Source organism: Kitasatospora paranensis (genome assembly GCF_039544005.1).
Lineage (GTDB): Bacteria > Actinomycetota > Actinomycetes > Streptomycetales > Streptomycetaceae > Kitasatospora > Kitasatospora paranensis.
In genome coordinates this window covers 5,465,380-5,489,829 of the sequence record NZ_BAABKV010000001.1, presented here as the reverse complement: position 1 = coordinate 5,489,829, position 24,450 = coordinate 5,465,380, and the positions used below count along the sequence as shown (strand labels likewise).

The window sequence follows — 24,450 nt, the reverse complement described above, 5'->3', positions numbered from 1 at the left end:
CTGCGGCCGGGCACGTCGTGCGGGATCGTCAGAACCCCTGCACGCCCACCGGGTTCTCCGGGAAGTGGCAGGCCACCTGGTGGCCGGCCTTCGCCGCGACCAGCGGCGGCTCCTGGGTGGCGCAGACGTCCTGTGCCTTCCAGCAGCGGGTGCGGAAGCGGCAGCCGCTCGGCGGGTTGAGCGGCGACGGGACGTCACCGGTGAGCAGGATGCGCTCGCGGCGCTCCTTGCGGCGCGGGTCCGGCACCGGCACCGCGGACATCAGCGCGTTGGTGTACGGGTGCATCGGCGTGGCGTACAGCGAGTCGCGGTCCGCGATCTCGACGATCTTGCCCAGGTACATCACCGCGACCCGGTCCGAGACGTGCCGGACCACCGAGAGGTCGTGCGCGATGATCAGGTAGGTCAGGCCGAGCTCGTTCTGGAGGTCGTCCAGCAGGTTGACCACCTGCGCCTGGATCGACACGTCCAGCGCCGACACCGGCTCGTCCGCGACGATCATCTTCGGCTTGAGCGCCAGCGCGCGGGCGATGCCGATGCGCTGCCGCTGGCCGCCGGAGAACTCGTGCGGGTAGCGGTTGTAGTGCTCCGGGCTGAGGCCGCACAGCGCCATCAGGTCCTGCACGGCCCGCTTGGTGCCGCCCTCGGTGGCCACCTTCTGCAGCCGGAACGGCGCCCCGATGATGGTGCCGACGGTGTGCCGGGGGTTCAGCGAGGAGTACGGGTCCTGGAAGATCATCTGGATGTCGCGGCGCAGCGGACGCATCGCCGAGACACCCAGGTGGGTGATGTCGTGGCCCTCGAACTCGATCCTGCCGCCGGTCGGCTCCTCCAGCCGGGTGACCAGGCGGCCCATGGTCGACTTGCCGCAGCCGGACTCGCCGACCACACCGAGGGTCTCGCCGGCGTTGACCGCGAAGTCCAGCCCGTCCACGGCCCGGACGGCGCCGTTCTGGCGGCGCAGCAGCCCCTTGGTGATCGGGAAGTGCTTGGCCAGACCGGTCACCTTGAGCAGCGGCTCACGGTCGGACGCGGACGCAGGTGCGGGGATCGCCGCCGTCTGACTGTCCCTCATCGGTTGTCTCCTGATTGTGGTACGTGCGGCCGGGTCACAGCCGGGGCGCGATCTCTTCGGCGAAGATCCGGTGCCGTTCGGCGATCGGCAGGTGGCAGGCCGCGTGGTGCCGCGGGGCGGCCTCCGCCAGCACGGGCACCTCGGTCGTGGAACGGCCCGCCGTCAGTTCGGCGTACGGGCAGCGCGGGTGGAAGGCGCAGCCCGACGGAACGTTGATCAGGCTCGGCGGGGTGCCCTGGACGGGGATCAGCCGGTCCTGGAGCTCCCGGTCGAGCCGGGGCATCGAACCGAGCAGACCCCAGGTGTAGGGGTGCTCGGGCGACTCGAAGAGGGTCGCGGCCGGTCCGCGCTCGACCGACTTGCCGCCGTACATCACCAGGATGTCGTCGGCGAGCTCGGCCACCACGCCGAGGTCGTGGGTGATGATGACAACGGCCGAGCCGAACTCCTTCTGCAGGTCCCGGATGAGGTCCAGGATCTGCGCCTGGACCGTGACGTCCAGGGCGGTGGTCGGCTCGTCCGCGATCAGCAGCGACGGGTCGTTGACCAGGGCCATGGCGATCATCGCGCGCTGGCGCATGCCGCCGGAGAACTCGTGCGGGTAGGCGTCCACGCGCTTGTCGGGCTGCGGGATGCCGACCCGGTCGAGCATCTCGATCGCCCGGGTGCGGGCCTGCTTCTTGGAGGTGCCGGGGTGGTGCGCCCGGTAGCCCTCGACGATCTGCGCGCCCACCGAGTAGTAGGGGTGCATCGCCGTCAGCGGGTCCTGGAAGATCATGGCCATCTTCTGGCCCCGCAGCTTGCGCACCCGCTCGGGGTCGGCGCCGATCAGCTCCTCGCCGTCGAGCCAGACCTCGCCGGAGATCCGCGGGGCACCGCGCTTGGTGCCGACGCGGTGCAGGCCCATGATCGACAGCGAGGTGACCGACTTGCCGGAGCCGGACTCGCCCACGATGCCGAGGGTCTTGCCCTTCTCCAGGTCGAAGGTCAGCCCGTCGACGGACTTGACCAGGCCGTCCTCGGTGGGGAAGTGCACCCGCAGGTCGCGGACCGAGAGGAACGCGGACGGCTTCTGGGTGTTCAGCGTCTTGCTCATGCCAGCCTCACGCGGGGATCGACAACGGCGTACAACACGTCAACCAGCAGGTTGGCAATGATGATGAAGAAGCCGGCGAAGAGCGTGACACCCATGATCACCGGCAGGTCGCTGGAGCTGACCGCGGCGACCGCCTCGTAGCCGAGGCCACGGAAGTTGAAGGTCGTCTCGGTGAGCACCGCGCCGCCGATCAGGGCTCCGAGGTCCATACCGAAGACGGTGAGGATCGGGGTGAGCGTGGAGCGCATGGCGTGCTTGCCGATGACCGTCCGCTCGCCGAGGCCCTTGGCCCGGGCGGTGCGGATGTAGTCCTCGCCGAGCACTTCGAGCAGGGTGGCGCGGGTGAGACGGGCGTAGGTCGCCGCGTACAGGAACGCGAGGGTGACCCACGGCAGCACGAGGTTCTGGAACCAGCCGACCGGGTCGTCGCCGAGGTTCACGTAGTCGTGCGGGAACCAGCCGAGCTGGTAGACGAAGATCGCGCTGGCGAGCATGCCGGTGAAGTAGATCGGCAGCGAGACGCCGGCCAGGGCGGTGGTCATGGTGATGCGGTCGATCGCGGTGCGGCGGCGCAGCGCCGAGACCACGCCGGTCGCGGTGCCGAACACGAGCCACAGCAGGGACGCGCCGGCGGCGAGCGAGGCGGTGACGCCCAACCGGTCGAGCAGGACGGGCCACACCTCCTGCTCGGTCTTGAAGGAGTAACCGAAGCACGGCGCGGAGCAGTGGGTGATGTCCACGCCGGTGCTGTAGTCGCGCCCGACGAACAGGCCCTTCAGGAACAGGAGGTACTGCTCGAGGATGGGCTTGTCGAGGCCCATCTTGTGACGGATGCCCTCGACGGCCACCTTGTCGGCGATCTTGCCGACGTAGAGGAGCGCGGGGTCTGTCCCGGTGAGCTTGGGCACCATGAAGAAGATGCCAAAGGTGACCGCGGAGACCACCAGCAGCATGGCGACGACGTTGACGAGCCGTCGAATGAGATACACGAGCACTGCGGTCGGGCCCGCCCCGGGCCGGCGCCTCCCCTGTGGGGGTGGCGGCCGGCCCGGGCGGGACCTTCACCTGCCCTTCGGACTAGCTTTGCGAACTACGGGGTGAGGACGGGGCAGGTCACTTGCCGTCGGAGACGCCGAGCGCCTGGAAGTCGACCTCGCCGAACGCGTCGGTGATGTAGACGTTGGTCAGGCGCGGGTTGCGGTAGTTGAGCGCCTTGTCGGCGACGACGGGCAGCCACACGGCGGTGTCGACGACCTTGTGGTTGATCTGCTTGTAGATGTCGGCGGCCTTGGCCGGGTCGACCTCGGCGGCAGCCTGGTCGAACAGCTTGTCGACCGCGGGGTCCGAGGTCTCCGGGTAGTTGCTGTTGCCGTTCTTGGTGATGAAGCGGCTGTCCATCAGGGGCTGCATGTAGCCGGCGCCGTTCGGGTAGTCGGCACCCCAGCCGGCGACGATCAGGCCGTAGCCCTTCTGGTGGACGACGTCCGGCGCACCGGCGACGGAGGCGAGCAGCTTGCCGTCGTACTGGTCGACGTTGACCGTGACGTTGATCGCCTTGAGGGCGGTCTGCAGCGCGACGGCGGTGTTGACCTCCTTGGCCTTGTTGCCACGGACGGCGATGGTGGTGGTGAAGCCACCCTCCTTGCCGCAGTCCTTGAGCTCGGCCTTGGCCTTCTCCAGGTCGGGCTTGCCCTTGGTCAGGCCGAACGGGTCGTAGTCGTCCGAGCCGAGGATGTTCGGGGGCAGCATGTTGCCGAAGGTCGAACCGGCCACCGAGCCGCCGCGGGCGGTCTGCAGGGCGGTGGTGTCGGCCGCGTACAGCACCGCCTTGCGGCAGTGGATGTTGTCGAAGGGCGCGACCTTCTGGTTCAGCGCGATGAAGCGGATGAAGCCGTTGTACGGGTCGTCCGTGTTGGCCTTCAGCTTCGGGTCCTGGAGGACCTTGACCTGGGCGGCCTGGGACAGACCGGTCTGGCCCCAGTCGATGTCGGCGGAGCCGTCCAGCAGACGCGCGTCCATGTCGTCGGCGTTGGTGGTGACCGTCAGCTTGACGACGTCCGGCAGCGCCTTGCGGAACGGGTCGCTGGTCGGGTCCCAGTTGGGGTTGCGGACGAGCTCGTAGCCCTTGCCCGGCTCGACCTTGCTGAACTTGTACGGGCCGGAGGAGACCGGCTTGTCGCCGTACTTGGCGCCGGTGTCCAGCTTCTGCGGGACGGGCGAGGCGGAGCCCATGGCCAGCAGGTACGGGAAGGAGGAGTCCGGCTTGGCCAGGTGGAAGATGATGGTGCCGTCGTCCGGGGTCTCGACCGTCTTCAGGCCCAGCTTGTTCGGGTCGGTGTCCTTGTACGGGCCGGGGTAGTTCTGGCCCTGGTCCAGGGACTGGATCAGGTAGGTCGGGCCACCGGAGACGACGTCCTGCGCGAAGATGCGCTCGATGCCGTACTTGATGTCCTTCGAGGTGATCGGGGAGCCGTCCTCGAACTTCAGACCCTGCTTCAGGTGGAAGGTGTAGGTCTTGCCGTCCGAGGCGACCGCCGGCTGGTTGGCCGCGAGGTCCGGGACGAGCTTGAGGCTGTCCTTGCCCGCCTTGCCGTCGAAGGCCAGCAGGGTACGGGCGTAGAAGCGCTCGTAGTTCCAGACGGAGGCGTAGTACGCACGGCCCGGGTCGAGGGAGTCGACGTCGGTGCTCGTCCAGAGGTTGAGCGTGCCGCCCTTCTTGTCGGAGGGGTTCAGCACCTTGTCCACGGCGGCGTTGAAGCCACCCGCCGACGCGCCCTTGGTCGCGGTGTCGCTGGTGCCGCCCTTGGTGCCGCCGCAGGCCGCAGTGGTCAGAGCCAGGGCAGCCACGAGGGAGGCTGCGGCAAGTGTCCTGTTGCGCTTCATGGGTGAGGAATCCTCCTGATGATGTGCGGGCACGAAGGGTCCGCCGGGGGCGGGCAGGCTGAGAGGGGCCTGCCGGGTCTTGAGGGAGGGCTGGACTAGTTGCCCTTGGGGTCGAGGGCGTCGCGCAGGCCGTCACCGAAGAGGTTGAAGGCGAGCACCGTGACGAAGATCGCGATGCCGGGGACGACCATGTACGTCGGGTCGACCTGGTAGATCTTGGTCGCGTCGGAGAGCATCTGACCCCAGGACGGCGTGGGGGCTTCACGCCCGCTCCAAGGAAGCTGAGCGCCGCCTCGCTGAGGATGTTGGTCGGGATGATCAGCGTCGCGTAGACGAGGATCGGGGCGACCAGGTTCGGCAGCAGCTCCCGGAACAGGATGTGCAGGCTGCCGGCGCCCAGGCTGCGGGCGGCGTCGACGAACTCGCGGTGCCGGAGCGACAGCGCCTGGCCGCGGACGATGCGTCCGATGTACGGCCAGCCGAAGAAGCCGATCACCAGCACCAGGATCGCCATCCGCACGCCGCTGCCGCTGAGGCCGAGCAGCGAGTTGGGCATGACCGAGACCAGGGCGATGGAGAACAGCAGCTGCGGGAAGGCCAGCAGCACGTCCATCACCCGGCTGATCGCCGAGTCGATCCAGCCGCCGAAGTAGCCGGCCGCGGCACCGAGCACCACGCCGATCAGCACGGAGACGCCGGCGGCCAGGAAGGCCACCGTGAGCGAGATGCGGGCGCCGTAGAGGATCCGGCTGAAGACGTCGCGACCGAAGGTCGGGTCGACGCCGAGCAGGAAGTCGCTGCTCATCCCGCCGTAGGCGCCCTTGGGCAGGCCCAGGTCGGGGTTGATCTGGTCCGGGTGCGGTTCGTCGACCGGGTGGCCGAGGAGCGAGGTCAGCACGGGGGCGAAGATCGCGGCAAGGATCAGCAGGAGCACCACGGCGCCGCCCGCGAGGGCGACCTTGTCCCGCTTCAGCCGGTCCCAGGCGATCCGTCCGGGAGAGCGTCCTTGGATGCTCTTGGACGGGCCGCCCGCGGGCGGGGCCTCAGGCCTCGCTGAGCCGGTGGTCTCGATGGGTGTGGTCATGAGTCAGTTCGTTCCCCTCGCCGACGGTGGCCGGCCCACGGTTCCGGTCGGCGAGGCGACCCGGGCCCGGTCAGGGCCCGGACCTCGGACGGTCCGGAGTTCGCGACAGGTGCGGTGCAGAGCGGTGCGGTGGTTCCGTACGCCGGTGCGGCGGTGCAGAGTTCGTTTTCGGGGGTGCCGGAGTCCGGTGAGCGGCGGAGGCCGCGCGGTGGAGGTCCGGTCTGTGCGGAAGCAGGTACTTCGGGCGTGCTGGGTGCTGGAGAGCGCGGCATGCACATCGCGCGGTTCAGCGGACGAGGTGCGCGTTCGCCTTTGTGGGGCTCGGCTCGCGCACTGCGTGTGCAGCACTCTCCGTTATCGGAGCGGCCTTCCGCCAGAGGGGAAACCGAAGGATGCCCAACTGTGATCTACCGCATGCACGGCAAAGCCGGACGAATAGGCGTCTTCACATCGTTGAAACAAAACCGACAAGACGCATGCTGACGTAAGGTCGCCAACGGCGGGATGACGCCACGAAAGAGCCAGGACCAGCGGCCCCGCAGAAAACGGCGGGATAACGCCAGTGGCGGAATGCCGCCACTGCCCGGGCGCGCGGCGCCTCGGACGGTGGTGGGGAGCAGGCGCCGTCAGCGCCCGGGGTAGCCCTGCCAGGGCTGTTGCGGCCAGCCCTGGTGCCCCGGAGCCGGTTGCGGAGAGTAACCGTAGGGCGGGTAGGGCGCGGGGGCCTGCGGCTGCCCGTACTGGGCGTCGCGGTCGAAGAACGGCCGGGCGTTCGCCCTCATCCAGAGCGCCACCGGGTCGAACTCGTCGGCCACCGCCACGGTGGAGACCGCCAGCCCCTCGGGGGCGAGCGCGGCCGCGCGTTGCACCAGCGCCCGGGCCGCCTCCACGGCCGGCGGGGAGGTGTCGTACAGGTCCAGGCCGATGGCCAGGTACGGCTCGCCGAGCACGGGCTGCACCCAGGCACGGCGCAGCGCGCGCAACGGCCGCACCTCGCCGGCCTGCTGTTCCAGCAGGGCGTAGAACTGCGGGGCGTGCACCTGCGGTTCGCTCAGCTGCAGCGGACCGGCGGGCAGCCGGTCCAGGCCCAGCGCGATCCGGCGCAGGTCCGCCCAGGGGACGCCGACGCCGCCGCCGGGGGCGTGCGGGTTGAGCCACAGGCCCCAGCGGGTGCGGAAGAGCGCCGCGGCGATCTCCGCGCCGGGGATGACCTCGTGGGCGCGGGCCCAGCCGCTGGCGGCGAGCTGCTCGGGGAGGTGACCGCGGGCGCGTACCCGTGCCCGCTGATGTCCATGTTCCCGTACTGGGCGTCGGGGCTGCCGGGGGTGCCGTGCCAGAGCAGCATCCACACCTGGCCGCCGGCCAGGGCGCGCAGCAGCTCCTCGTAGGCCTCCCAGCGCTCCGGGCCGACCGCACCGAGGGCGCGCTCGATGGCGCCCGGGTCGCCTTCCGGCGTCCGGCCCCACTGGCCGGACGCGCCACCAGCCGCTGCCGCGCTCATGCGCCCGCCCCGCTCCGCTCTCTCACGTCGTCGCGCCCCGTCCGCTCCGTGTTCCACCGCTCGTGTGGACCGTCGTCCCCAACTGTCGGGGAGCACCCTATTGGGCGTGGCCGACAGGCGTCATACCGCATTCCCCCTCCCGGCCCCCAGGGCCGGGGCCGGACGGGTCATCCGCGCACGTAGAACGGCGCGACCCGGGTGACCAGCCACTCGACCACCGGGTCGTCGGCCAGGTCGAGCAGCACCAGGTGGACGCCCCACGGCGGCGGCGCGGTTCCCAGCGCCCGCCCGAGCGCCTCGTTGACCTGCGCGGGTTCGGCCGGCCACTGCGGGTCCAGCTGGACGCCGACGTACAGCTGCGGCGCGTCCGCCTCCACCCGGGCGAGCGCCCGACGGGCCGTCAGCACGCCCGGGACGGCGGCGAGTTCGGCGGTCGCGGCGGCCAGGAAGGCGTAGGGCTCCTGGTGCGGCTCGGGCTCACGCAGCGCGACCGCGGCGCCCTCGGGGAGCGGTTCGGCGGCCCAGCGGTCGTCCCGCGGCCCGCGGCGCAGCTCCGCCACGCCCTCCGGCGGCACCGGGAGGCCGACCGGCGCCTCGGGGTTGACCGCGATGCCGATGCCGAGCGGCAGGCCGCGGGCGAACTCCCACACCGGGGCGATCGCGAAGGCCATCCCCGGCGCGTGCTGGAGGAACTGCTCCTGCGAGGAGAACACCGGCACGTACGGGGAGCCCGCCAGCTCGATCGTCGGCAGGTCCAGGGAGGCGCCCTGCGGGTCGGCGCCGGCCGGCAGCGGGATCCACACCTGGCTGCGCGCGAGCACCTCGATGACCCGGGGTGTCGCGCCGGGGTCGCCGAGCGCCGCGGTGAGCACCTGTTCCAGTTCGTTGACCGGCCAGCCGCCGCCCTCCGGCGCCTCTCCGGGTGCGGCCCACGCCTGTGCCTCGCCCGCCGGATACCCCATGAACGCCCCTTCGATCGACCTCAGGACAGAGCCTAGCGGGCCTCCCCTCTCCCATCAGGGTCGGCGGCATGCCATGATGAGCCCGCTGTACCGACAACCTCATACTGGCCGCTCGAACCCGCGCGGGAGAGTCCGGACGCCCGACAGGGCGCGCCCGGCGCCGAAGGAGCAAGTCCTCCCCGGAATCTCTCAGGCCCCCTACCGCACGGGCGAGGCACATCTGGAAAGTGGACACGGCCGCGCCGTGCGCCCACCCACGGTGCAAGCCGCCATCCTTGGAGGAGGCGGTGAAGCTCTCAGGTTGTTGACGACAGACGGGGAGACTCCACACCTTCCGTGCCCGTTCGCGGGCGGGAAGGGCCCACGCGTGCCCGCAAGCAGCCAAGGAGTCCGTCCGTCATGTCCCTCCGTCACACCGCGCTCGACGCGCTGCACCGCTCGCTCGGTGCCACGATGACCGACTTCGCCGGCTGGGACATGCCGCTGCGTTACGGCAGCGAGCGCGAGGAGCACCTCGCCGTCCGCAACCGGGCCGGCCTGTTCGACCTCTCGCACATGGGCGAGATCACCGTCAGCGGCCCGCAGGCCGGCGCGATGCTGGACCACGCCCTGGTCGGCTTCATCTCGGCGCTCGGCGTACTGCGCGCCCGCTACACGATGATCTGCCGCGAGGACGGCGGCATCCTCGACGACCTCATCGTCTACCGCACCGCGGAGGACGAGTACATGGTGGTCGCCAACGCCTCCAACGCGCAGGTCGTGCTGGACGCGCTGACCGAGCGCGCCGAGGGCTTCGACGCCGTCGTGCGCGACGACCGGGACGCCTACGCGCTGATCGCCGTCCAGGGCCCGGAGGCCAACGGCATCCTCGCCTCGGTCACCGACGCCGACCTGCCCGGCCTCAAGTACTACGCGCTGCTGCCCGCCACCGTGGCCGGCCGCCAGGTGTGGCTGGCCCGCACCGGCTACACCGGCGAGGACGGCTTCGAGGTCTTCTGCGCCCCGGCCGACGCCGAGCACCTCTGGCAGGCGCTGACCGAGGCCGGCACGGGCGCCGGCCTGGTGCCGTGCGGCCTGTCCTGCCGCGACACGCTGCGCCTGGAGGCGGGCATGCCGCTGTACGGCCACGAGCTGTCCACCGACCTGACCCCGTTCGACGCGGGCCTGGGCCGGGTGGTGCGCTTCGACAAGACCACCAACGACGGCGCGTTCGTCGGCCGCAAGGCGCTGGAGCAGGCCGCGGCGGAGGCGGAGTCCAACCCGCCGCGCAAGCTGGTCGGCCTGGTCTCCGAGGGCAAGCGGGTGCCGCGGGCCGAGTACGACGTGGTCGACGCCGACGGCACCGTGATCGGCCGGATCACCTCGGGCACGCCCTCCCCGACCCTCGGCCGGCCGATCGCCATCGCCTACCTGGACGCGGCGCACGCGGAGCCCGGCACCGCGGTCGCGGTCGACGTGCGCGGCAAGCACGAGCCCGTCGAGGTCGTGGCGCTGCCGTTCTACAAGCGCGCCCGCTGAGGCCCGATCCGCCATCCCCGGGTCCGCCCAGCGGACCGCTCCGCCCTTCCCTCTTGCCATCCTGGAGAATGACGCCATGAGCAACCCCAAGCACCTGCAGTACACCAAGGAGCACGAGTGGCTGACCGCCGCCGAGGACGGGGTGTCGACCGTCGGCATCACCGCCCACGCGGCGGACGCGCTCGGCGACATCGTGTACGTCCAGCTCCCCGAGGTCGGTGACACCGTCACCGCGGGTGAGACCTGCGGTGAGCTCGAGTCCACCAAGTCGGTCAGCGACCTGTACTCGCCGGCCACCGGTGAGATCGTCGAGGTCAACCAGGCCGTGATCGACGACAACTCGCTGGTGAACAGCGCCCCGTTCGAGGGCGGCTGGCTGTTCAAGGTCCGCGTCGAGGCGACCGACGAGCTGCTCGACGCCGACGCGTACACCGCCTTCATCGGCGGCTGACCGCCGCTCCACCCCCGGGGCGGTCGCAGCGCGGCGGCCGCCCCCTCCGGCCCCTGGCCCGCGCGTCGCCCGCCGTCCTGCCGGCCGGCGCTGCCGCGCGCGGCGCTCCTTCACCGCCCTAGGGGAGACACCACCTCATGACGGTTCTCAACCAGTCCCTGCACGCGCTCGACCCGGAGATCGCGGCCGCGGTCGACGCCGAGCTGCACCGCCAGCAGACCACCCTCGAAATGATCGCCTCCGAGAACTTCGCCCCGGTGGCGGTCATGGAGGCCCAGGGCTCGGTCCTGACCAACAAGTACGCCGAGGGCTACCCCGGCAAGCGCTACTACGGCGGCTGCGAGCACGTCGACGTGGCCGAGCAGATCGCGATCGACCGGGTGAAGGCGCTGTTCGGCGCCGAGCACGCCAACGTGCAGCCGCACTCCGGCGCGCAGGCCAATGCGGCCGCGATGTTCGCCCTGATCCAGCCGGGCGACACCATCCTGGGCCTGAGCCTGGCGCACGGCGGCCACCTCACCCACGGCATGAAGATCAACTTCTCCGGCAAGCTCTACAACGTGGCCGCGTACCACGTGGACGAGAAGTCCGGCCAGGTCGACATGGCCGAGGTCGAGCGCCTCGCCAAGGAGCACCAGCCGAAGCTGATCATCGCCGGCTGGTCCGCCTACCCGCGCCAGCTGGACTTCGCCGAGTTCCGCCGCATCGCGGACGAGGTCGGCGCACTGCTCATGGTCGACATGGCGCACTTCGCCGGTCTGGTCGCCGCGGGCCTGCACCCTCGCCGGTGCCGTACGCCGACGTGGTCACCACCACCACCCACAAGACCCTGGGCGGCCCGCGCGGCGGCGTCATCCTCTCCAAGGCCGAGTGGGCGAAGAAGATCAACTCCGCGGTCTTCCCCGGCCAGCAGGGCGGCCCGCTGGAGCACGTGATCGCCGCCAAGGCCGTGGCCTTCAAGGTCGCCGCCTCGGAGGAGTTCAAGGAGCGCCAGCAGCGCACCCTCGCCGGCGCGAAGATCCTCGCCGAGCGCCTCCTGCAGCAGGACACCGTGGACGCCGGCGTCTCGGTGCTCTCCGGCGGCACGGACGTCCACCTCGTCCTGGTCGACCTGCGCAACAGCGAGCTGAACGGCCAGGACGCCGAGGACCGCCTCCACGAGGTCGGCATCACGGTCAACCGCAACGCCGTCCCGAACGACCCGCGCCCGCCGATGGTCACCTCCGGCCTGCGGATCGGCACCCCGGCGCTCGCCACCCGCGGCTTCCAGGCCGAGGACTTCCGCGAGGTCGCCGACATCATCGCCGAGGCCCTGCTGCCGGGCTTCGACGAGGCCAAGGCCACCGCGCTGAAGGCCCGCGTCACCGCGCTGGCCGTGAAGTACCCGCTGTACCCGGACCTGTAGGACCGGCTCCCTCCCCGCGGTGACCGGCCTCACCCCCGCCGGCCGCCCGGACCTCCCGGGGCACCGCGCACACTGGACAGTGCGCGCGGTGCCCCGTCCCGTGTCACCCCGCAAGTCCTTCCACGAGACAGACAAGGACGTCACCCCGTGGCCCTCAGCGTCTTCGACCTCTTCTCCATCGGCATCGGGCCCTCCAGCTCGCACACCGTCGGCCCGATGCGCGCGGCCCGGATGTTCGCCCGCCGGCTGCGCTCGGAAGGGCTGCTCGACAAGACCGGCAGCGTCCGCGCCGAGCTGTTCGGCTCGCTCGGCGCCACCGGCCACGGCCACGGCACCCCCAAGGCCGTCCTGCTCGGCCTGGAGGGCAACTCGCCGCGCACCGTCGACGTCGACCGCGCCGACGAGGCCGTCGAGCGGATCCACGCCGCCAGGCGGCTGCGGCTGCTCGACGAGCACGAGATCGCCTTCGACCCCGCCGCCCAGGTGGTGCTGCACCGGCGCCGCTCCCTGCCGTACCACGCGAACGGGATGACCCTCGCCGCCTGGGACGAGGCCGGCGCCCTGCTCCTGGAGAAGACCTACTACTCGGTCGGCGGCGGCTTCGTCGTCGACGAGGACGCCATCGGCGCCGAGCGCGTCAAGCCGGACGACACCGCACTGCGCCACCCCTTCCGCACCGGCGAGGAGCTGCTGCGCCTCACCCGGGAGACCGGGCTGTCGATCTCCGCCCTGATGCTGGAGAACGAGAAGGCCTGGCGCACCGAGGCCGAGATCCGGGCCGGGCTGCTGGAGATCTGGGCCGTGATGCAGGAGTGCGTGGCGGCCGGCATGGCCCGCGAGGGCATACTCCCGGGCGGGCTGAAGGTCCGCCGCCGGGCGGCCTCGGCGGCCCGCGCGCTGCGCGCCGAGGGCATCGGCCCGGCCAACGCGATGGAGTGGGTGACCCTCTACGCGATGGCGGTCAACGAGGAGAACGCCTCCGGCCGCCGGGTGGTCACCGCGCCCACCAACGGCGCCGCCGGCATCGTCCCGGCCGTCCTGCACTACTACCTGAACTTCATCCCCGGCGCCGACGACGACGGCATCGTCCGCTTCATGCTGGCGGCCGGCGCGATCGGCATGCTGTTCAAGGAGAACGCCTCCATCTCGGGCGCCGAGGTCGGCTGCCAGGGCGAGGTGGGCTCGGCCTGCTCGATGGCGGCGGGCGGCCTCGCGGAGGTGCTCGGCGGCAGCCCCGAGCAGGTGGAGAACGCCGCCGAGATCGGCATCGAGCACAACCTCGGCCTGACCTGCGACCCGGTCGGCGGGCTCGTCCAGATCCCGTGCATCGAGCGCAACGGCATGGCCTCCGTGAAGGCGATCACGGCCGCCCGGATGGCCCTGCGCGGCGACGGCCGGCACCACGTCTCGCTCGACAAGGCGATCAAGACGATGAAGGAGACCGGCGCCGACATGAAGATCAAGTACAAGGAGACCTCGCGCGGCGGCCTCGCGGTCAACGTCATCGAGTGCTGACCGGCCTCCACCCGAACGGATGACACCGCGGGCCCCGTCCGGCACCCCGCCGGCCGGGGCCCGCCGGCCTGAGGGCCCCGGCCGTCAGGCGGCGCGCTCGCGGACCTTCAGCTCGCACCAGACGGCCTTGCCGCGGGGCATCAGGTCCGCGCCCCAGCGGTCCGCGACGGCGTCGACCAGGACGAGGCCGTGCCCGTTCTGGGCGCCGCGTTCGGAGGCCACGATCAGGCACGGCAGCGCGCGCGAGGAGTCCCGGACCTCGATCCGCACCCAGCCCTGCCGGCGGCCGAGCTTGAGCCCGACGGTGCGGCCGCCGGCGTGCCGTACGGCGTTCGCGACGAGTTCACCGGTGAGCAGCTCGCCGGCCTCCAGCTGATGATGGAGTTCCCAGGCACGCAGGACGGAGACGACCAGGCGGCGGGCGACCCGGGCCGACTCCGGCCGCGAGGGCAGCCGGACCTCGTCCTCGGCGGCCGGGTCGCGGAGCAGCCCGAAGAAGGCCTGCTCCAGCTCGCCGGCGGTGAGGCGCTCCAGCTCGGTCAGGGCGAGGGCCAGGGCAGCCGACGGATCGTCACCGACCGCGCCCACCGGCCGATTCGATGCCTGATCCGCCTCGCGCCATCCCGCCATGCGCCCATCATTGCGGAACGCATGCGGGTGCGTACGGACAATGAGCAAACGATCACTATTCAGCTGGCATATGCCGCTGTCAAACCGATCGCATATGGACTGTTCACCAAGCACTCCAGTCGAGGTTCCACCCGCTCAGGCCGTTGTCCGGCCCGACCTTGGCACCGCGGGAGTTGACCACCGTCACCACGTCGCCGATCAGCGAGTTGTTGTAGAAGTGGCCGGCGTCGGTGTCGTCACTGCCGTACCGGGTGTCCCGGACGCCGATGCAGCCGTGGCTGGCGTTGGAGTGGCCGATCGCGCTGCCGGCCCAGGAGTTGCCGTGCACGTAGGTGCCCGAGTCGGTGAGCCGCATCGCGTGCGGCACGTCGTCGAGGTCGTACTCCTGGCCCGCCCGGATGCCGGCGACGCCGTTGGAGGACATCCGCGTCTTGCGGTCCATCTCCTCGATCACCATGGTGCCGTTCCAGCTGTCGAAGCCCGCCTTGCCGGCGGTGAACGGCACCGAGTCCACCGTCCGGCCGTTCTCGACGACCGTCATCCGGTGGGTGCTGACGTCGGCGGTGCTGACCCGGGAGCGGCCGATGGTGAAGGGCTCGTCGCTGTCCACGCCGCCGTACACGCCGGGCGCGATCTCGACGCTCTTGAGCCGGTAGTGCACCGTCACCTTGGCGCCGGGCTTCCAGAACTCGGCCGGGCGGAAGTCCACCCGCTCGTCGCCGAACCAGTGCGGCTTGATCACGGTGTGGTCGGAGGTCTCGAAGGTGACGCCCTGCTCCACCGCCGCCTTGTCCTTGACGTGCCGGTCGAAGCGGAGCGAGACGATCATGCCGACGCCGTACGTCTGGCCGTTGCCGACGTTGTCGTGCGGGTCGGCCTCCTTCTGCGGGGTGAGCGTGCTGAAGGTGCTCTCCGCGGTCGTCGCGACACCGGCGGCGTCGGCGGCCCGCGCGCTGACCCGGTACTCGCCGGAGACCGCCAGGGTGCCGGTCGGCGACCAGCTGAGCCCGTCGGCCGCGACGGTGCCCGGGACGGCCTTGCCGTCCTTGCCGGTGACGGTCACGGCGGTCAGCCGGCCGCTCGCCACACTGACCTTCAGGGCGCCGGACGGCTTCACGTCGGTGGCGCCGTTGCCCGGCTCGATGGCGATCCGCGCCGCCGAGACGGTCGGCCTCGGCGCGGCCGCCGTGGTGGCCGCCCGGCCGTCACCGGAACCACCGCCCGTACCGCCGCCGGACGAACCGCAGGCGGTCGCCATCAGCACCAGCGCTCCCCCGAGCGCCCCCACAGCCACACCCTTGCGCAACGACGCCATTCCGGCCCCCTCCGTACCCACCTCGCCGGCCACGGCGTCCCCCGCCGCGGCTTCCTTCCATGACACGTTCCGTGCCCCCGACCGGGTTGCGGGCCCCGTGACGACGATCCGGTCACGGAGCCGCCACGGCCCGGCCACCGGTGACGGCGGCCGGGCCGGGGCTCGGCACGGGGTGCGGGCGCCGACCTACCAGCTGGCCCACGGCAGGGTCCAGCCGCTCAGCCCGTTGTCGGGCGAGACGGTCTTCCCCGCGAGTTGACGATCTTGACGACGTCGCCGACCAGCGAGCTGTTGAAGAACTTGCCGGCCGACGAGCTCTCGCTGCCGCCCTTGGCGTCCGACAGGCCGACGCAGCCGTGGCTGGCGTTGGACTTGCCGAACGCGTTGCCCCAGTAGTTGCCGTGCACGTAGGTGCCGGAGGCGGTCAGGCGCATCGCGTGCGGCACGTCCGGGACGTCGTACTCGTCGCCCTTGACGTTCGCGACCGTCGCGGAGTTCATCCGGGTCACCCGCTCCTTGGAGGAGATGACCATGGTGCCGTTCCAGGACGGGTTCTGGTCGTTGCCCGCGGTGATCGGGATGGTCTTCGCGGAGCCGTCGCCGCTCTTGACGGTCATCACGTGGCTGGCCGCGTCGACGGTGCTGACCTGGTAGCGGCCGATGGTGAACGGCTCGTCGCGGTCCACGTCGCCGTACACGCCGGGCGAGACCTCGACGTTCTTCAGCCGGTAGTGCACCGTCACCTTGGTGCCGGGCTTCCAGTAGTCGGCCGGACGGAAGTCCAGGCGCTGGCTGCCGAACCAGTGGCCCTTGACCGTGGTGCCGTCGCCGGCGTCGAAGGTGATGCCCGCGACGACGGCGTCCTTGTTCTTCACCGGCTTGCTGAACGCCACCGAGACGATCATGCCGACACCGTAGGTGCCGTTGTCGGCGATGTTGTCGTTGGTCGCGACCTTCTTCGCCGGGGTCAGCGTGGTGAACGACGAGGTGGACGCGGCCGGCAGGCCCTTGTCGTCCTTCGCCTGCGCGTTGACCGTGTAGGCCATGCCGACGGTGAGCGAGCCGGTGGGCTTCCAGGTGAGGCCGTCCGCGCTGATCGCGCCCGCGACGGCGGTGCCGTTCTTGTCGGCCACCTGCACGGCCGTGAGCTTGCCGCCCGCGACCGAGACGGTCAGCCCGCCGTTGGGGGCGACATCCGTCGCGCCGTCCTTGGGAGTCACCGTGATCACCGCCGCCGAGGTCTTCGGCGCGGCCTGCGTGGTGCTGCCCCCGGCGCCGCCGGAACCGCCGGCATTGGTGCCGCCGCCGCCCGAGCCCCCGTCGCTGTTGCAGGCCGCAGTGAACAGCAGCACGCCGCCCATCGCCACCGCGACCGCCGCCCGGCGGGCCGTACGACCGGTGCGACCGCTCGCCGCACCCCTGACTATCGCGGCCTCGGCCGCCTGAACCGGCTTCACTCGGTTGCTCCCCTCCCGGTACCCACGGTGCATACACGCGCCGCGGCCCGGGTCGGTTTCACCGGACTGCGGATTTCTTCCACACAGGCTTCACGGGCCGGGCCCGAGCTGCGCGGGTCGCCAGGATAACTGCCCCGTCTGAGTGAATCTTCGGCAGGAGCGGGGTGGACGTTCAGTGCACTCCCAGCGCCGACCCGCGCCGCCACTCGGCCCACGACATGTTCCAGCCGTTGAGCCCGTTCGAGGGCGGCACCCTCTCCCTCGGCGCCCTCGACCACGATCACGTCACCCACGAGGGTGCCCTCGAAGAACCAGCCGGCCGGGGACTGCGGGTCGCCGCCCTGCCGGTCGGCCAGGCCGATGCAGCCGTGGCTGGTGTTGGCGTTGCCGAACACCTCCTCGTCGGCCCAGTAGTTGCCGTGCACGAAGGTGCCGGAGGCGGTCAGCCGCATCGCGTGCGGGACGTCCTTGATGTCGTACTCGTCGCCGAGCCCGACCGTCTTCGAGTTCATCCGGGTCTCGGCGAACTTCTCCGACACCACCATCACCCCGCGGTACGTGGGGTGCTGCGGGCTGCCCGCGGACACGTCCAGCACCCGGTCCTCCTCGCCGTCCTCACGCACCGTCATGGTGCTCGTGGCGAGATCCACCGTGGAGACCCGGGAACGGCCCACCGTGAAACCGATGTCCCTGGTCTGCGTCCCGTACTCGCCGGGGGCGACCTCGACGCCCGCCAGCCGCAGCGCGACCCGCACCTGCGTGCCCGGCGTCCACAGGTGCTCGGGCCGCACGTCGAGACGGCGGTCGCCGAACCAGTGCGCGGCCAGCGGCACCGGCGGGTCCGCGGTCACCTCCACCGCCCGCTCGGCCGCCGCCCGGTCGGCGACCGGCCGGGAGAAGCGCAGCGAGACGGGCATGCCGACGCCCACCGTCGCATCGTCGTCCGGGGTGAAGAACGCGGTCACGGTGTGCGCCGGGCCCGCCGTGAAGAACGCGCTGTGCTGGTCGGCGCGCAGCCCCGCGGCGTCCACGGCGACCGCGTCCAGGGTGTACGGGGTGGCCGGGGTCAGCTCCTCCGACGGGCTCCACCGGGTGCCGTCGGGGGCAATCCGGCCGGGTACGGCCACCCCGCGGTCGTCGGCCAGCCGGACGGAGAGCAGCCGCCCGTCGGCCACCGTCACCGCGACGTCGTCGCCGGTGTGGACCTCCTGCGCGCCGTCGGCCGGCACCGTGCTCACCTGCGCCCGGGAGACCGGCGGGGCCGGCCGCGGGGAGCGGCCGGTGTCCGGCGCCGCGGCGCCGCCCGAGCAGCCGGCCAGCAGGAACAGTCCGAGCGCGGCGGCCAGTACCCGCCGGGCCCGCAGCACCGGACGCATCTCGACCTCCGTGTCGTCGCGGCGGGCCCGCGCGGCCCCGCCACCCGGTGCAACGACCGCGGGGCCGCCGGGACACGTCACCGGCCGGTCGCCGTCCCGTTCACCCAGCGTCACAACACGATCGGCCACGTGACACCCGAGCTGGATCAGGGAACAACAGGAGAGCGGGTACGGGACCCCCGCGCTGGGAGGGTGCGGCGATGACGGCGTGGCAGGAGCTCGGACGGGACACGCGCCAGGAGTCCGGCCGGGCGGCCGCGGCGCGGCCGGGCGGGGCCGCAGCCGCCCACCCGGCGCCCGCCGAACCCTGGCCGGGCAGCTGGCAGCCGCTCGGCGCCCGGTTCCGCACCGGCCCCGAGGGGCCGGGCACCAACTTCGCCCTGTGGGCGGCCGGCGCCGAGGCGGTGGACCTCTGCCTGTTCGCCGAGGACGGCACCGAGACCCGGCACCGGCTGACCGAGCAGACCTTCCAGACCTGGCACGGGTTCCTGCCCGGCGTCCTGCCCGGCGCCCGCTACGGCTACCGGGTGCACGGCCGCTGGGACCCGTGGACGGGCGCCCGCTGGAACCCGGCCAAGCTGCTGGTCGACCCCTACGCCCGGGCCATCGACGGCGCCTACACCAGCCACGACGCGGTGTGCAGCGCCGTCCGCAACTGGCCGGAGCCGGACGTCGCCGACACCGTGCGCGACGGCCGCGACTCGGCGCCGTACGTGCCCCGCGGGGTGGTCGTCCACGACGACGACGACTGGTACGACGACCAGCGGCCCAAGACGCCGTGGGCCGAGACGGTGCTGTACGAGGTGCACGTGCGGGGCTTCACCATGCGGCACCCGGACGTCCCGCCCGAGCTGCGCGGCACCTACGCCGGGCTCGCCCACCCGGCCGCGATCGCCCACCTGCGCCGGCTCGGCGTGACCGCGGTCGAGCTGCTGCCCGTCCACCACCACGTGAGCGAGGACCACCTCCAGGCCCGCGGCCTGATCAACTACTGGGGCTACAACACGCTCGGCTTCTTCGCCCCGCACGCCGGGTACTCCGCCGCCGGCAGCCGCGGCCAGCAGGTCGGCGAGTTCAAGCGGATGGTCCGGGCGCTGCACGCGGCGGGCATCGAGGTCATCCTCGACGTCGTCTACAACCACTCCGCGGAGTCCGGGGTGATGGGCCCGGCGCTGTCGCTGCGCGGCATCGACAACGGCGGCTACTACCGGCTGGAGCGCAACCGGCGCGGCTACGCCGACTACACCGGCTGCGGCAACACCCTCGACACCCGGCAGCCGCACGTGGTGCGGCTGATCACCGACTCGCTGCGGTACTGGGTGACCGAGATGGGCGTGGACGGCTTCCGCTTCGACCTGGCCGCGGCGCTGGCCCGCGGCGGCGACGGCGTGGAGATGCACCACCCGTTCCTCGCCGCGGTCTCCCAGGACCCGCTGCTGAGCCGGGTCAAGCTGATCGCCGAACCGTGGGACGTCGGCCCCGGCGGCTACCAGGTCGGCGGCTTCCCGCCGCTGTGGGCCGAGTGGAACGACAAGTACCGCGACACCGTCCGGGACTTCTGGCGCGGCGCCCGTCCGGACGTCCGCGAGCTCGGCTACCGGCTCTCCGGCTCCTCGGACCTCTACCAGCGCGGCGGACGCCGCCCGCACGCCTCGGTCAACTTCGTCACCGCGCACGACGGCTTCACCCTGCGCGACCTGGTCTCCTACAACCGCAAGCACAACGAGGCCAACGGCGAGCAGAACCGGGACGGCACCGACGACAACCGGTCCTGGAACCACGGTGCGGAGGGCGACGACGGCGACCCCGCCCTGCGCGAGCTGCGGATCCGCCAGCTGCGCAACCTGCTCACCACCCTGCTGCTCTCCACCGGGGTGCCGATGCTCACCGCCGGGGACGAGCTCGGCCGCACCCAGCAGGGCAACAACAACGCGTACTGCCAGGACAACGAGATCAGCTGGCTCGACTGGTCGCTGCTGGAGGACCCGGCCTGGCGCTCGCTCAGCGAGCTGGTCGGCCGGCTGGTGCGGCTGCGCCGGGCCCACCCGGTGCTGCGGCAGCGCGCGTTCTTCTCCGGGCGGGAGACGGTGCCCGGCGGGCAGCGGGACCTCGCCTGGTTCACGCCGGCCGGCCGGCTGATGACCGAGGCCGACTGGTTCGCGCCGACGGCCGCCCTGGGGATGCTGCTGTCCGGCAGCGCGATGTCCGAGCGCGACCAGCACGGCTGCCCGCTGCGCGACGACAGCTTCCTGCTGCTGCTCAACGCGGGCGCCGAACCGGTGACGTTCACCCTGCCGGGTGAACCCTGGCCGTGCGCCTACGAGTCGGTGGTGGACACCGCGGAGGCCGGCACGCCGCGGGACGCCGTGCCGGTCGTGGGCACGGTGGTGCTGGGCGGGCGCTCGCTGCGGCTGCTCCGGGCGCCCGACCGGGGCTGAGCCGCCCCTCCCGCACCAGGTGCACCGGGCGCACCGCCGCCCGGTCCGAGGGGGTGACCGGTTCTTGCCGTAAGGTCCGAAAAACCAGGTGAGAAATGTCAGGGGCACCGCTTACCCTCGGGCCTGATGTCCACGAACCAGTTCCCCGCCGACCGGCGCCGGTCCACCGTGCGCTCGCTGCTGCGGCTGTGGCCGTACGCCCGGATCGCCCGCTGGCGGCTCGTCGCGGCCACCACGGCCGCCCTGCTCGCCTCCGGCACCGTGCTGGCCGTCCCGATCGTGCTCCGCCGGATCGTCGACGGCCCGATCGCCCACCACGACCTCGGGGCGCTCTGGTGGCCGGCCGGGGTGCTCCTGCTGCTCGGGCTCGCCGAGGCCGGCCTCTTCGGCATCCGCCGGGTGGTCGTGGCCCGGCCGCTGGCCCGGGTGGAGACGGCCATGCGCGGCGACCTCTACGCCAAGCTGCAGCGGCTGCCGGTCTCCTTCCACGACCGCTGGCCGTCCGGCCAGCTGCTCTCGCGGGCCACCTCGGACATGTTCACCATGCGGCTGTTCCTGGCCTTCCCGCTGGTCTTCCTGATCGTCAACTCGACGGTCTTCCTGGTCGGCACCGGCCTGATGCTGGCCCTGGACTGGCGGCTCGCCCTGGTGACCCTCGTCCCGTTCGTCCCGCTGACCTGGCTGACGCACCACTTCGAGCGGCGCTACTCCTCCGCCGCCCGCGCCGCCCAGGACCAGAACGGCGACCTGGCCACCGTGATCGAGGAGTCCGTCCTGGGCATCCGGATCCTCAAGGCCTTCGGCCGGCACCGCACCATGACCGAGCGCTTCACCGGGCAGGCCCGCGACCTGCGGGCCACCGAACTGCGCAAGGCCGGGATGCTCTCCGACCTGTGGGCCGTCATCGTCGGCCTGCCCGAGCTCGCCCTCGGCGGCGCGCTCGCGCTCGGCGCCGTCTACGTCGCCCACGACCAGATGTCGGCCGGCACCCTGGTCGCCTTCCTCTCCACCGCGCTGGCGCTGCGCTGGCCGGTCGAGTCGCTCGGCTGGCTGATCGCCTACGCCAACGAGGCGGCCACCGCGACCGACCGCTACTTCGAGGTGATGGACGAGCCCGAGTCCGAGGAAGCCCCGGCCGGGCGGGCCGCCGTCGCGGACGAGGGCATCCGGCTGACCGGCGTCCGCTTCCGCTACCCCGACGCGCCCGCGGACGAGCCCGACCTGCTGCGCGGCGTCGACCTGCACATCCGGCGCGGCGAGACGATGGCCCTGGTCGGTGCCACCGGCAGCGGCAAGACCACGCTCACCGCCCTGCTCCCGCGCCTGTACGACGCCACCGCCGGGACACTCACCCTGGACGGCACCGACGTCCGCGACCTGCCCCGGCCGCGGCTGCGCGAACTGGTCGCGGTCGCCTTCGAGGAACCCACCCTGTTCTCCGCGTCCGTCCGGGAGAACGTGCTGATGGGCGCGCCCGGTGCCGACGACGGGCAGCTCGCCGCCGCCCTCGCCACCGCCCAGGCCGACTTCGTGGAGCGGCTGCCCGCCGGCGCCGACACCCAGGTCGGCGAGCAGGGCCTGAGCCTGTCCGGCGGCCAGCGCCAGCGGCTCGCGCTGGCCCGGGCCGTGGTCGGCGATCCGCCGTTCCTGGTCCTCGACGACCCGCTCTCGGCGCTCGACGTGCACACCGAGGCGCTGGTCGAGCAGGCGCTGCGGCGCGTCCTGGCGGGCACCACCGCGCTGGTGGTGGCCCACCGGCCGAGCACCGTCCTGCTGGCCGACCGGGTCGCCGTCCTGGACGACGGCCGGATCACCGCCGTCGGCACCCACCAGGAGCTGCTCCAGGGCTCCGCCGTCTACCGCGAACTGATGACGGGCGAGGCCGCCCCCGTCCCCGAAGGGAGCAGCGTCCGATGAGCACCGCCGTCGAGGTCGCCGAGGAGCTGGAGGAGCTGCCGCAGGCGGCCGAGGACGAGGACATCCCCGTCCCGCCCGGCGCCGCCCGTCGGCTGCTGGGCGAACTGCTGGGCCCGCACCGCGGCCCGGTGGTGCGGGCGATGGCGCTGATCGTCGTCCAGCAGGCGGCCCTGCAGTCCGGGCCGCTGCTGGTCGCGCTGGCGATGGACCGCGGGATCCCCGCCCTGCGCGCGCACGACGCCGGGCCGCTGGTCGCGGTGATCGCCGCGTACCTGGGCTGCGCCGTGCTGGCCACGGTGCTGCAGCGGGCGTTCATCCGGGCCAGCGCCCGGATCAACCAGGACGTGCTGCTGGAGCTGCGCGGCCGGATCTTCCGGCACGCCCAGCGGCTCAGTCTCGACTTCCACGAGCGGTACACCTCGGGGCGGATCATCTCGCGCGCCACCAGTGACGTGGACGCGCTGCGCGAGCTGCTCGCCGAGGGCCTGCAGGAGCTGCTCGCGGTGGTCCTCTCGGTGGCGTACATCTCGGTGGTGCTGGTGGTGATGGACTGGCGCCTGGGTCTGCTGTCGCTGGTGTCCTTCCTGCCGATGTACGCGATCGTGCGGTCGTTCCGGCGGCGCTCGCAGCGGGTCTACCGGCGCTCGCGGACGGCGGTGGCGTCGGTGATCGTCCGCTTCACCGAGACGATGAACGGCATCCGCCCGGTGCAGGCCTTCCGCCGCGAGCGGGCCAACGAGGCCGCGTTCGACACGGTGAACCGGCAGTACGCCGCGGCCACCGCGGACGGCCTGCTGGAGATGGCCCGCTACGTCGGGTTCTCGCGGGCGGTCGCCAACGTGTGGATCACCGGCGTCGTGGTGGCCGGCGCGATCCTGGCCGGCCACGGCTCGCTGGAGCTGGGCGTGCTCACCGCCTTCGTGCTCTACCTGCGGCGGCTGTACGACCCGATCGACCAGCTGGCGATGTTCCTGAACAGCTACCAGTCGGCGGCCGCCGCGCTGGAGAAGATCGCCGGGCTGCTGTCCCACGAGCCGTCCGTGCCGGAGCCGGCCGCCCCGACCGCGCTGCCCGCCACCGGGGCCACCGGCCGGACGGTCTCCTTCGAGAAGGTGCGGTTCGCCTACCGGACGGGCCGCGAGGTGCTGCCCGCCTTCGACCTGGAGCTGCCCGCCGGGCGGACGACCGCGGTGGTCGGTGCGACCGGCGCGGGCAAGTCGACGCTGGCGAAGCTGCTCGCCCGCTTCTACGACCCGACCGACGGCCGGGTCGCGCTGGACGGCGTGGACCTGCGCGGGATCGCCACGGCGGAGCTGCGCCGCAACGTGGTGATGGTGACCCAGGAGTCGTTCCTGTTCTCCGGGACGGTCGCCGAGAACATCGCGATCGGCCGGCCGGGCGCGAGCCGGGCCGAGGTGGAGCAGGCGGCCCGGGACATCGGCGCGTACGACTTCGTCGCCGCGCTGCCGGACGGCTTCGACACCGACGTGCGCAAGCGTGGCGGCCGGATCTCGGCCGGCCAGCGTCAGCTGGTGGCCTTCGCCCGGGCGCTGCTGGCGGACCCTGCGGTGCTGATCCTGGACGAGGCGACGAGTTCGCTGGACGTGCCGGGCGAGCAGGCGGTGCAGCGGGCGATGCGCACGGTGCTGGCCGGGCGGACGGCCGTGGTGATCGCGCACCGGCTCTCCACGGTGGAGATCGCCGACCGGGTGCTGGTGATGGAACAGGGCCGGATCGTGGAGGACGGCACCCCCGCCGAACTGATCGGCGGCAGCGGCCGCTTCGCCGGCCTCCACGAGGCCTGGCGGGACAGCCTGGTCTGAGCGG

The 24,450-nt window shown here is 72.2% G+C and carries 15 protein-coding genes, 3 pseudogenes and 1 riboswitch; of the genes and pseudogenes, 7 read left to right on the top strand and 11 right to left on the bottom strand.

The genetic code is table 11. The features are described 5' to 3' along the window. Positions 1 to 28: 28 nt before the first annotated feature. From ABEB13_RS26315 to ABEB13_RS26285, 7 genes and pseudogenes are all read right to left on the bottom strand, one after another. On the bottom strand, positions 29 to 1,075 hold the full coding sequence (locus ABEB13_RS26315; RefSeq protein ID WP_345707456.1) for an ABC transporter ATP-binding protein: 1,047 nt from the start codon (positions 1,073 to 1,075) through the stop codon (positions 29 to 31). A gap of 34 nt (positions 1,076 to 1,109) precedes the next feature. Continuing rightward, positions 1,110 to 2,171 (bottom strand): ABC transporter ATP-binding protein, encoded by a 1,062-nt coding sequence (locus tag ABEB13_RS26310; protein WP_345707455.1) that lies wholly within the window; start codon positions 2,169 to 2,171, stop codon positions 1,110 to 1,112. Beyond that, positions 2,168 to 3,166, bottom strand: coding sequence for an ABC transporter permease (locus tag ABEB13_RS26305; protein ID WP_345707454.1), 999 nt, complete (start codon positions 3,164 to 3,166; stop codon positions 2,168 to 2,170). The genes ABEB13_RS26310 and ABEB13_RS26305 overlap by 4 nt, the downstream gene beginning before the upstream one ends. Positions 3,167 to 3,284: 118 nt before the next feature. Beyond that, positions 3,285 to 5,054 (bottom strand): ABC transporter substrate-binding protein, encoded by a 1,770-nt coding sequence (locus ABEB13_RS26300; RefSeq protein ID WP_100888464.1) that lies wholly within the window; start codon positions 5,052 to 5,054, stop codon positions 3,285 to 3,287. 95 nt (positions 5,055 to 5,149) lie between these two features. Continuing rightward, a pseudogene (locus ABEB13_RS26295) lies at positions 5,150 to 6,138 on the bottom strand (ABC transporter permease). A gap of 626 nt (positions 6,139 to 6,764) precedes the next feature. Further along, a pseudogene (locus ABEB13_RS26290) lies at positions 6,765 to 7,639 on the bottom strand (enhanced serine sensitivity protein SseB C-terminal domain-containing protein). A 167-nt stretch (positions 7,640 to 7,806) separates the two neighbouring features. Further along, complete coding sequence (locus ABEB13_RS26285; protein WP_345707453.1) at positions 7,807 to 8,601, bottom strand: enhanced serine sensitivity protein SseB C-terminal domain-containing protein; 795 nt, start codon at positions 8,599 to 8,601, stop codon at positions 7,807 to 7,809. A 113-nt stretch (positions 8,602 to 8,714) separates the two neighbouring features. Continuing rightward, positions 8,715 to 8,815: riboswitch (glycine riboswitch) on the top strand. Between the two features lie 185 nt (positions 8,816 to 9,000). Here ABEB13_RS26285 and gcvT point away from each other — a divergent pair. The 4 genes and pseudogenes from gcvT to ABEB13_RS26265 all read left to right on the top strand — a co-directional run bounded on the left by gcvT (position 9,001) and on the right by ABEB13_RS26265 (position 13,490). Further along, complete coding sequence (gene gcvT, locus ABEB13_RS26280) at positions 9,001 to 10,119, top strand: glycine cleavage system aminomethyltransferase GcvT (RefSeq protein WP_345707452.1); 1,119 nt, start codon at positions 9,001 to 9,003, stop codon at positions 10,117 to 10,119. Between the two features lie 76 nt (positions 10,120 to 10,195). Then, a complete protein-coding gene (gene gcvH, locus ABEB13_RS26275) occupies positions 10,196 to 10,570 on the top strand; it encodes a glycine cleavage system protein GcvH (RefSeq protein ID WP_100888469.1) in 375 nt (124 codons plus the stop codon). A 137-nt stretch (positions 10,571 to 10,707) separates the two neighbouring features. Further along, positions 10,708 to 11,975, top strand: a pseudogene (gene glyA, locus ABEB13_RS26270) (serine hydroxymethyltransferase). 147 nt (positions 11,976 to 12,122) lie between these two features. Next, positions 12,123 to 13,490: an L-serine ammonia-lyase gene (locus ABEB13_RS26265; RefSeq protein ID WP_345707451.1), complete on the top strand. Its 1,368-nt coding sequence runs from the start codon at positions 12,123 to 12,125 to the stop codon at positions 13,488 to 13,490. Positions 13,491 to 13,574: 84 nt separating this feature from the next. Here ABEB13_RS26265 and ABEB13_RS26260 read toward each other — a convergent pair whose 3' ends face one another. From ABEB13_RS26260 to ABEB13_RS26245, 4 genes are all read right to left on the bottom strand, one after another. Beyond that, positions 13,575 to 14,078: an ATP-binding protein gene (locus ABEB13_RS26260; RefSeq protein ID WP_345707450.1), complete on the bottom strand. Its 504-nt coding sequence runs from the start codon at positions 14,076 to 14,078 to the stop codon at positions 13,575 to 13,577. A 145-nt stretch (positions 14,079 to 14,223) separates the two neighbouring features. Next, a complete protein-coding gene (locus tag ABEB13_RS26255) occupies positions 14,224 to 15,435 on the bottom strand; it encodes a L,D-transpeptidase (RefSeq protein WP_345707449.1) in 1,212 nt (403 codons plus the stop codon). A gap of 218 nt (positions 15,436 to 15,653) precedes the next feature. Beyond that, positions 15,654 to 16,892 carry a L,D-transpeptidase gene (locus ABEB13_RS26250; protein WP_345707448.1) on the bottom strand — a complete coding sequence of 413 codons (1,239 nt, stop codon included), beginning with the start codon at positions 16,890 to 16,892 and terminating at the stop codon, positions 15,654 to 15,656. Further along, entirely contained in the window at positions 16,889 to 18,268 is a 1,380-nt protein-coding gene (locus tag ABEB13_RS26245; protein WP_345707447.1) for a L,D-transpeptidase, read from the bottom strand. Before ABEB13_RS26245 ends, ABEB13_RS26250 begins: the two co-directional genes overlap by 4 nt. A 200-nt stretch (positions 18,269 to 18,468) precedes the next feature. On the opposite strand from ABEB13_RS26245, the gene glgX reads away from it, so the two are divergent. From glgX to ABEB13_RS26230, 3 genes are all read left to right on the top strand, one after another. Then, a complete protein-coding gene (glgX, locus tag ABEB13_RS26240) occupies positions 18,469 to 20,706 on the top strand; it encodes a glycogen debranching protein GlgX (RefSeq protein ID WP_345707446.1) in 2,238 nt (745 codons plus the stop codon). Between the two features lie 126 nt (positions 20,707 to 20,832). Further along, complete coding sequence (locus ABEB13_RS26235) at positions 20,833 to 22,623, top strand: ABC transporter ATP-binding protein (RefSeq protein WP_345707445.1); 1,791 nt, start codon at positions 20,833 to 20,835, stop codon at positions 22,621 to 22,623. Beyond that, entirely contained in the window at positions 22,620 to 24,446 is a 1,827-nt protein-coding gene (locus ABEB13_RS26230) for an ABC transporter ATP-binding protein (protein ID WP_345707444.1), read from the top strand. Before ABEB13_RS26235 ends, ABEB13_RS26230 begins: the two co-directional genes overlap by 4 nt. Positions 24,447 to 24,450 lie beyond the last annotated feature (4 nt).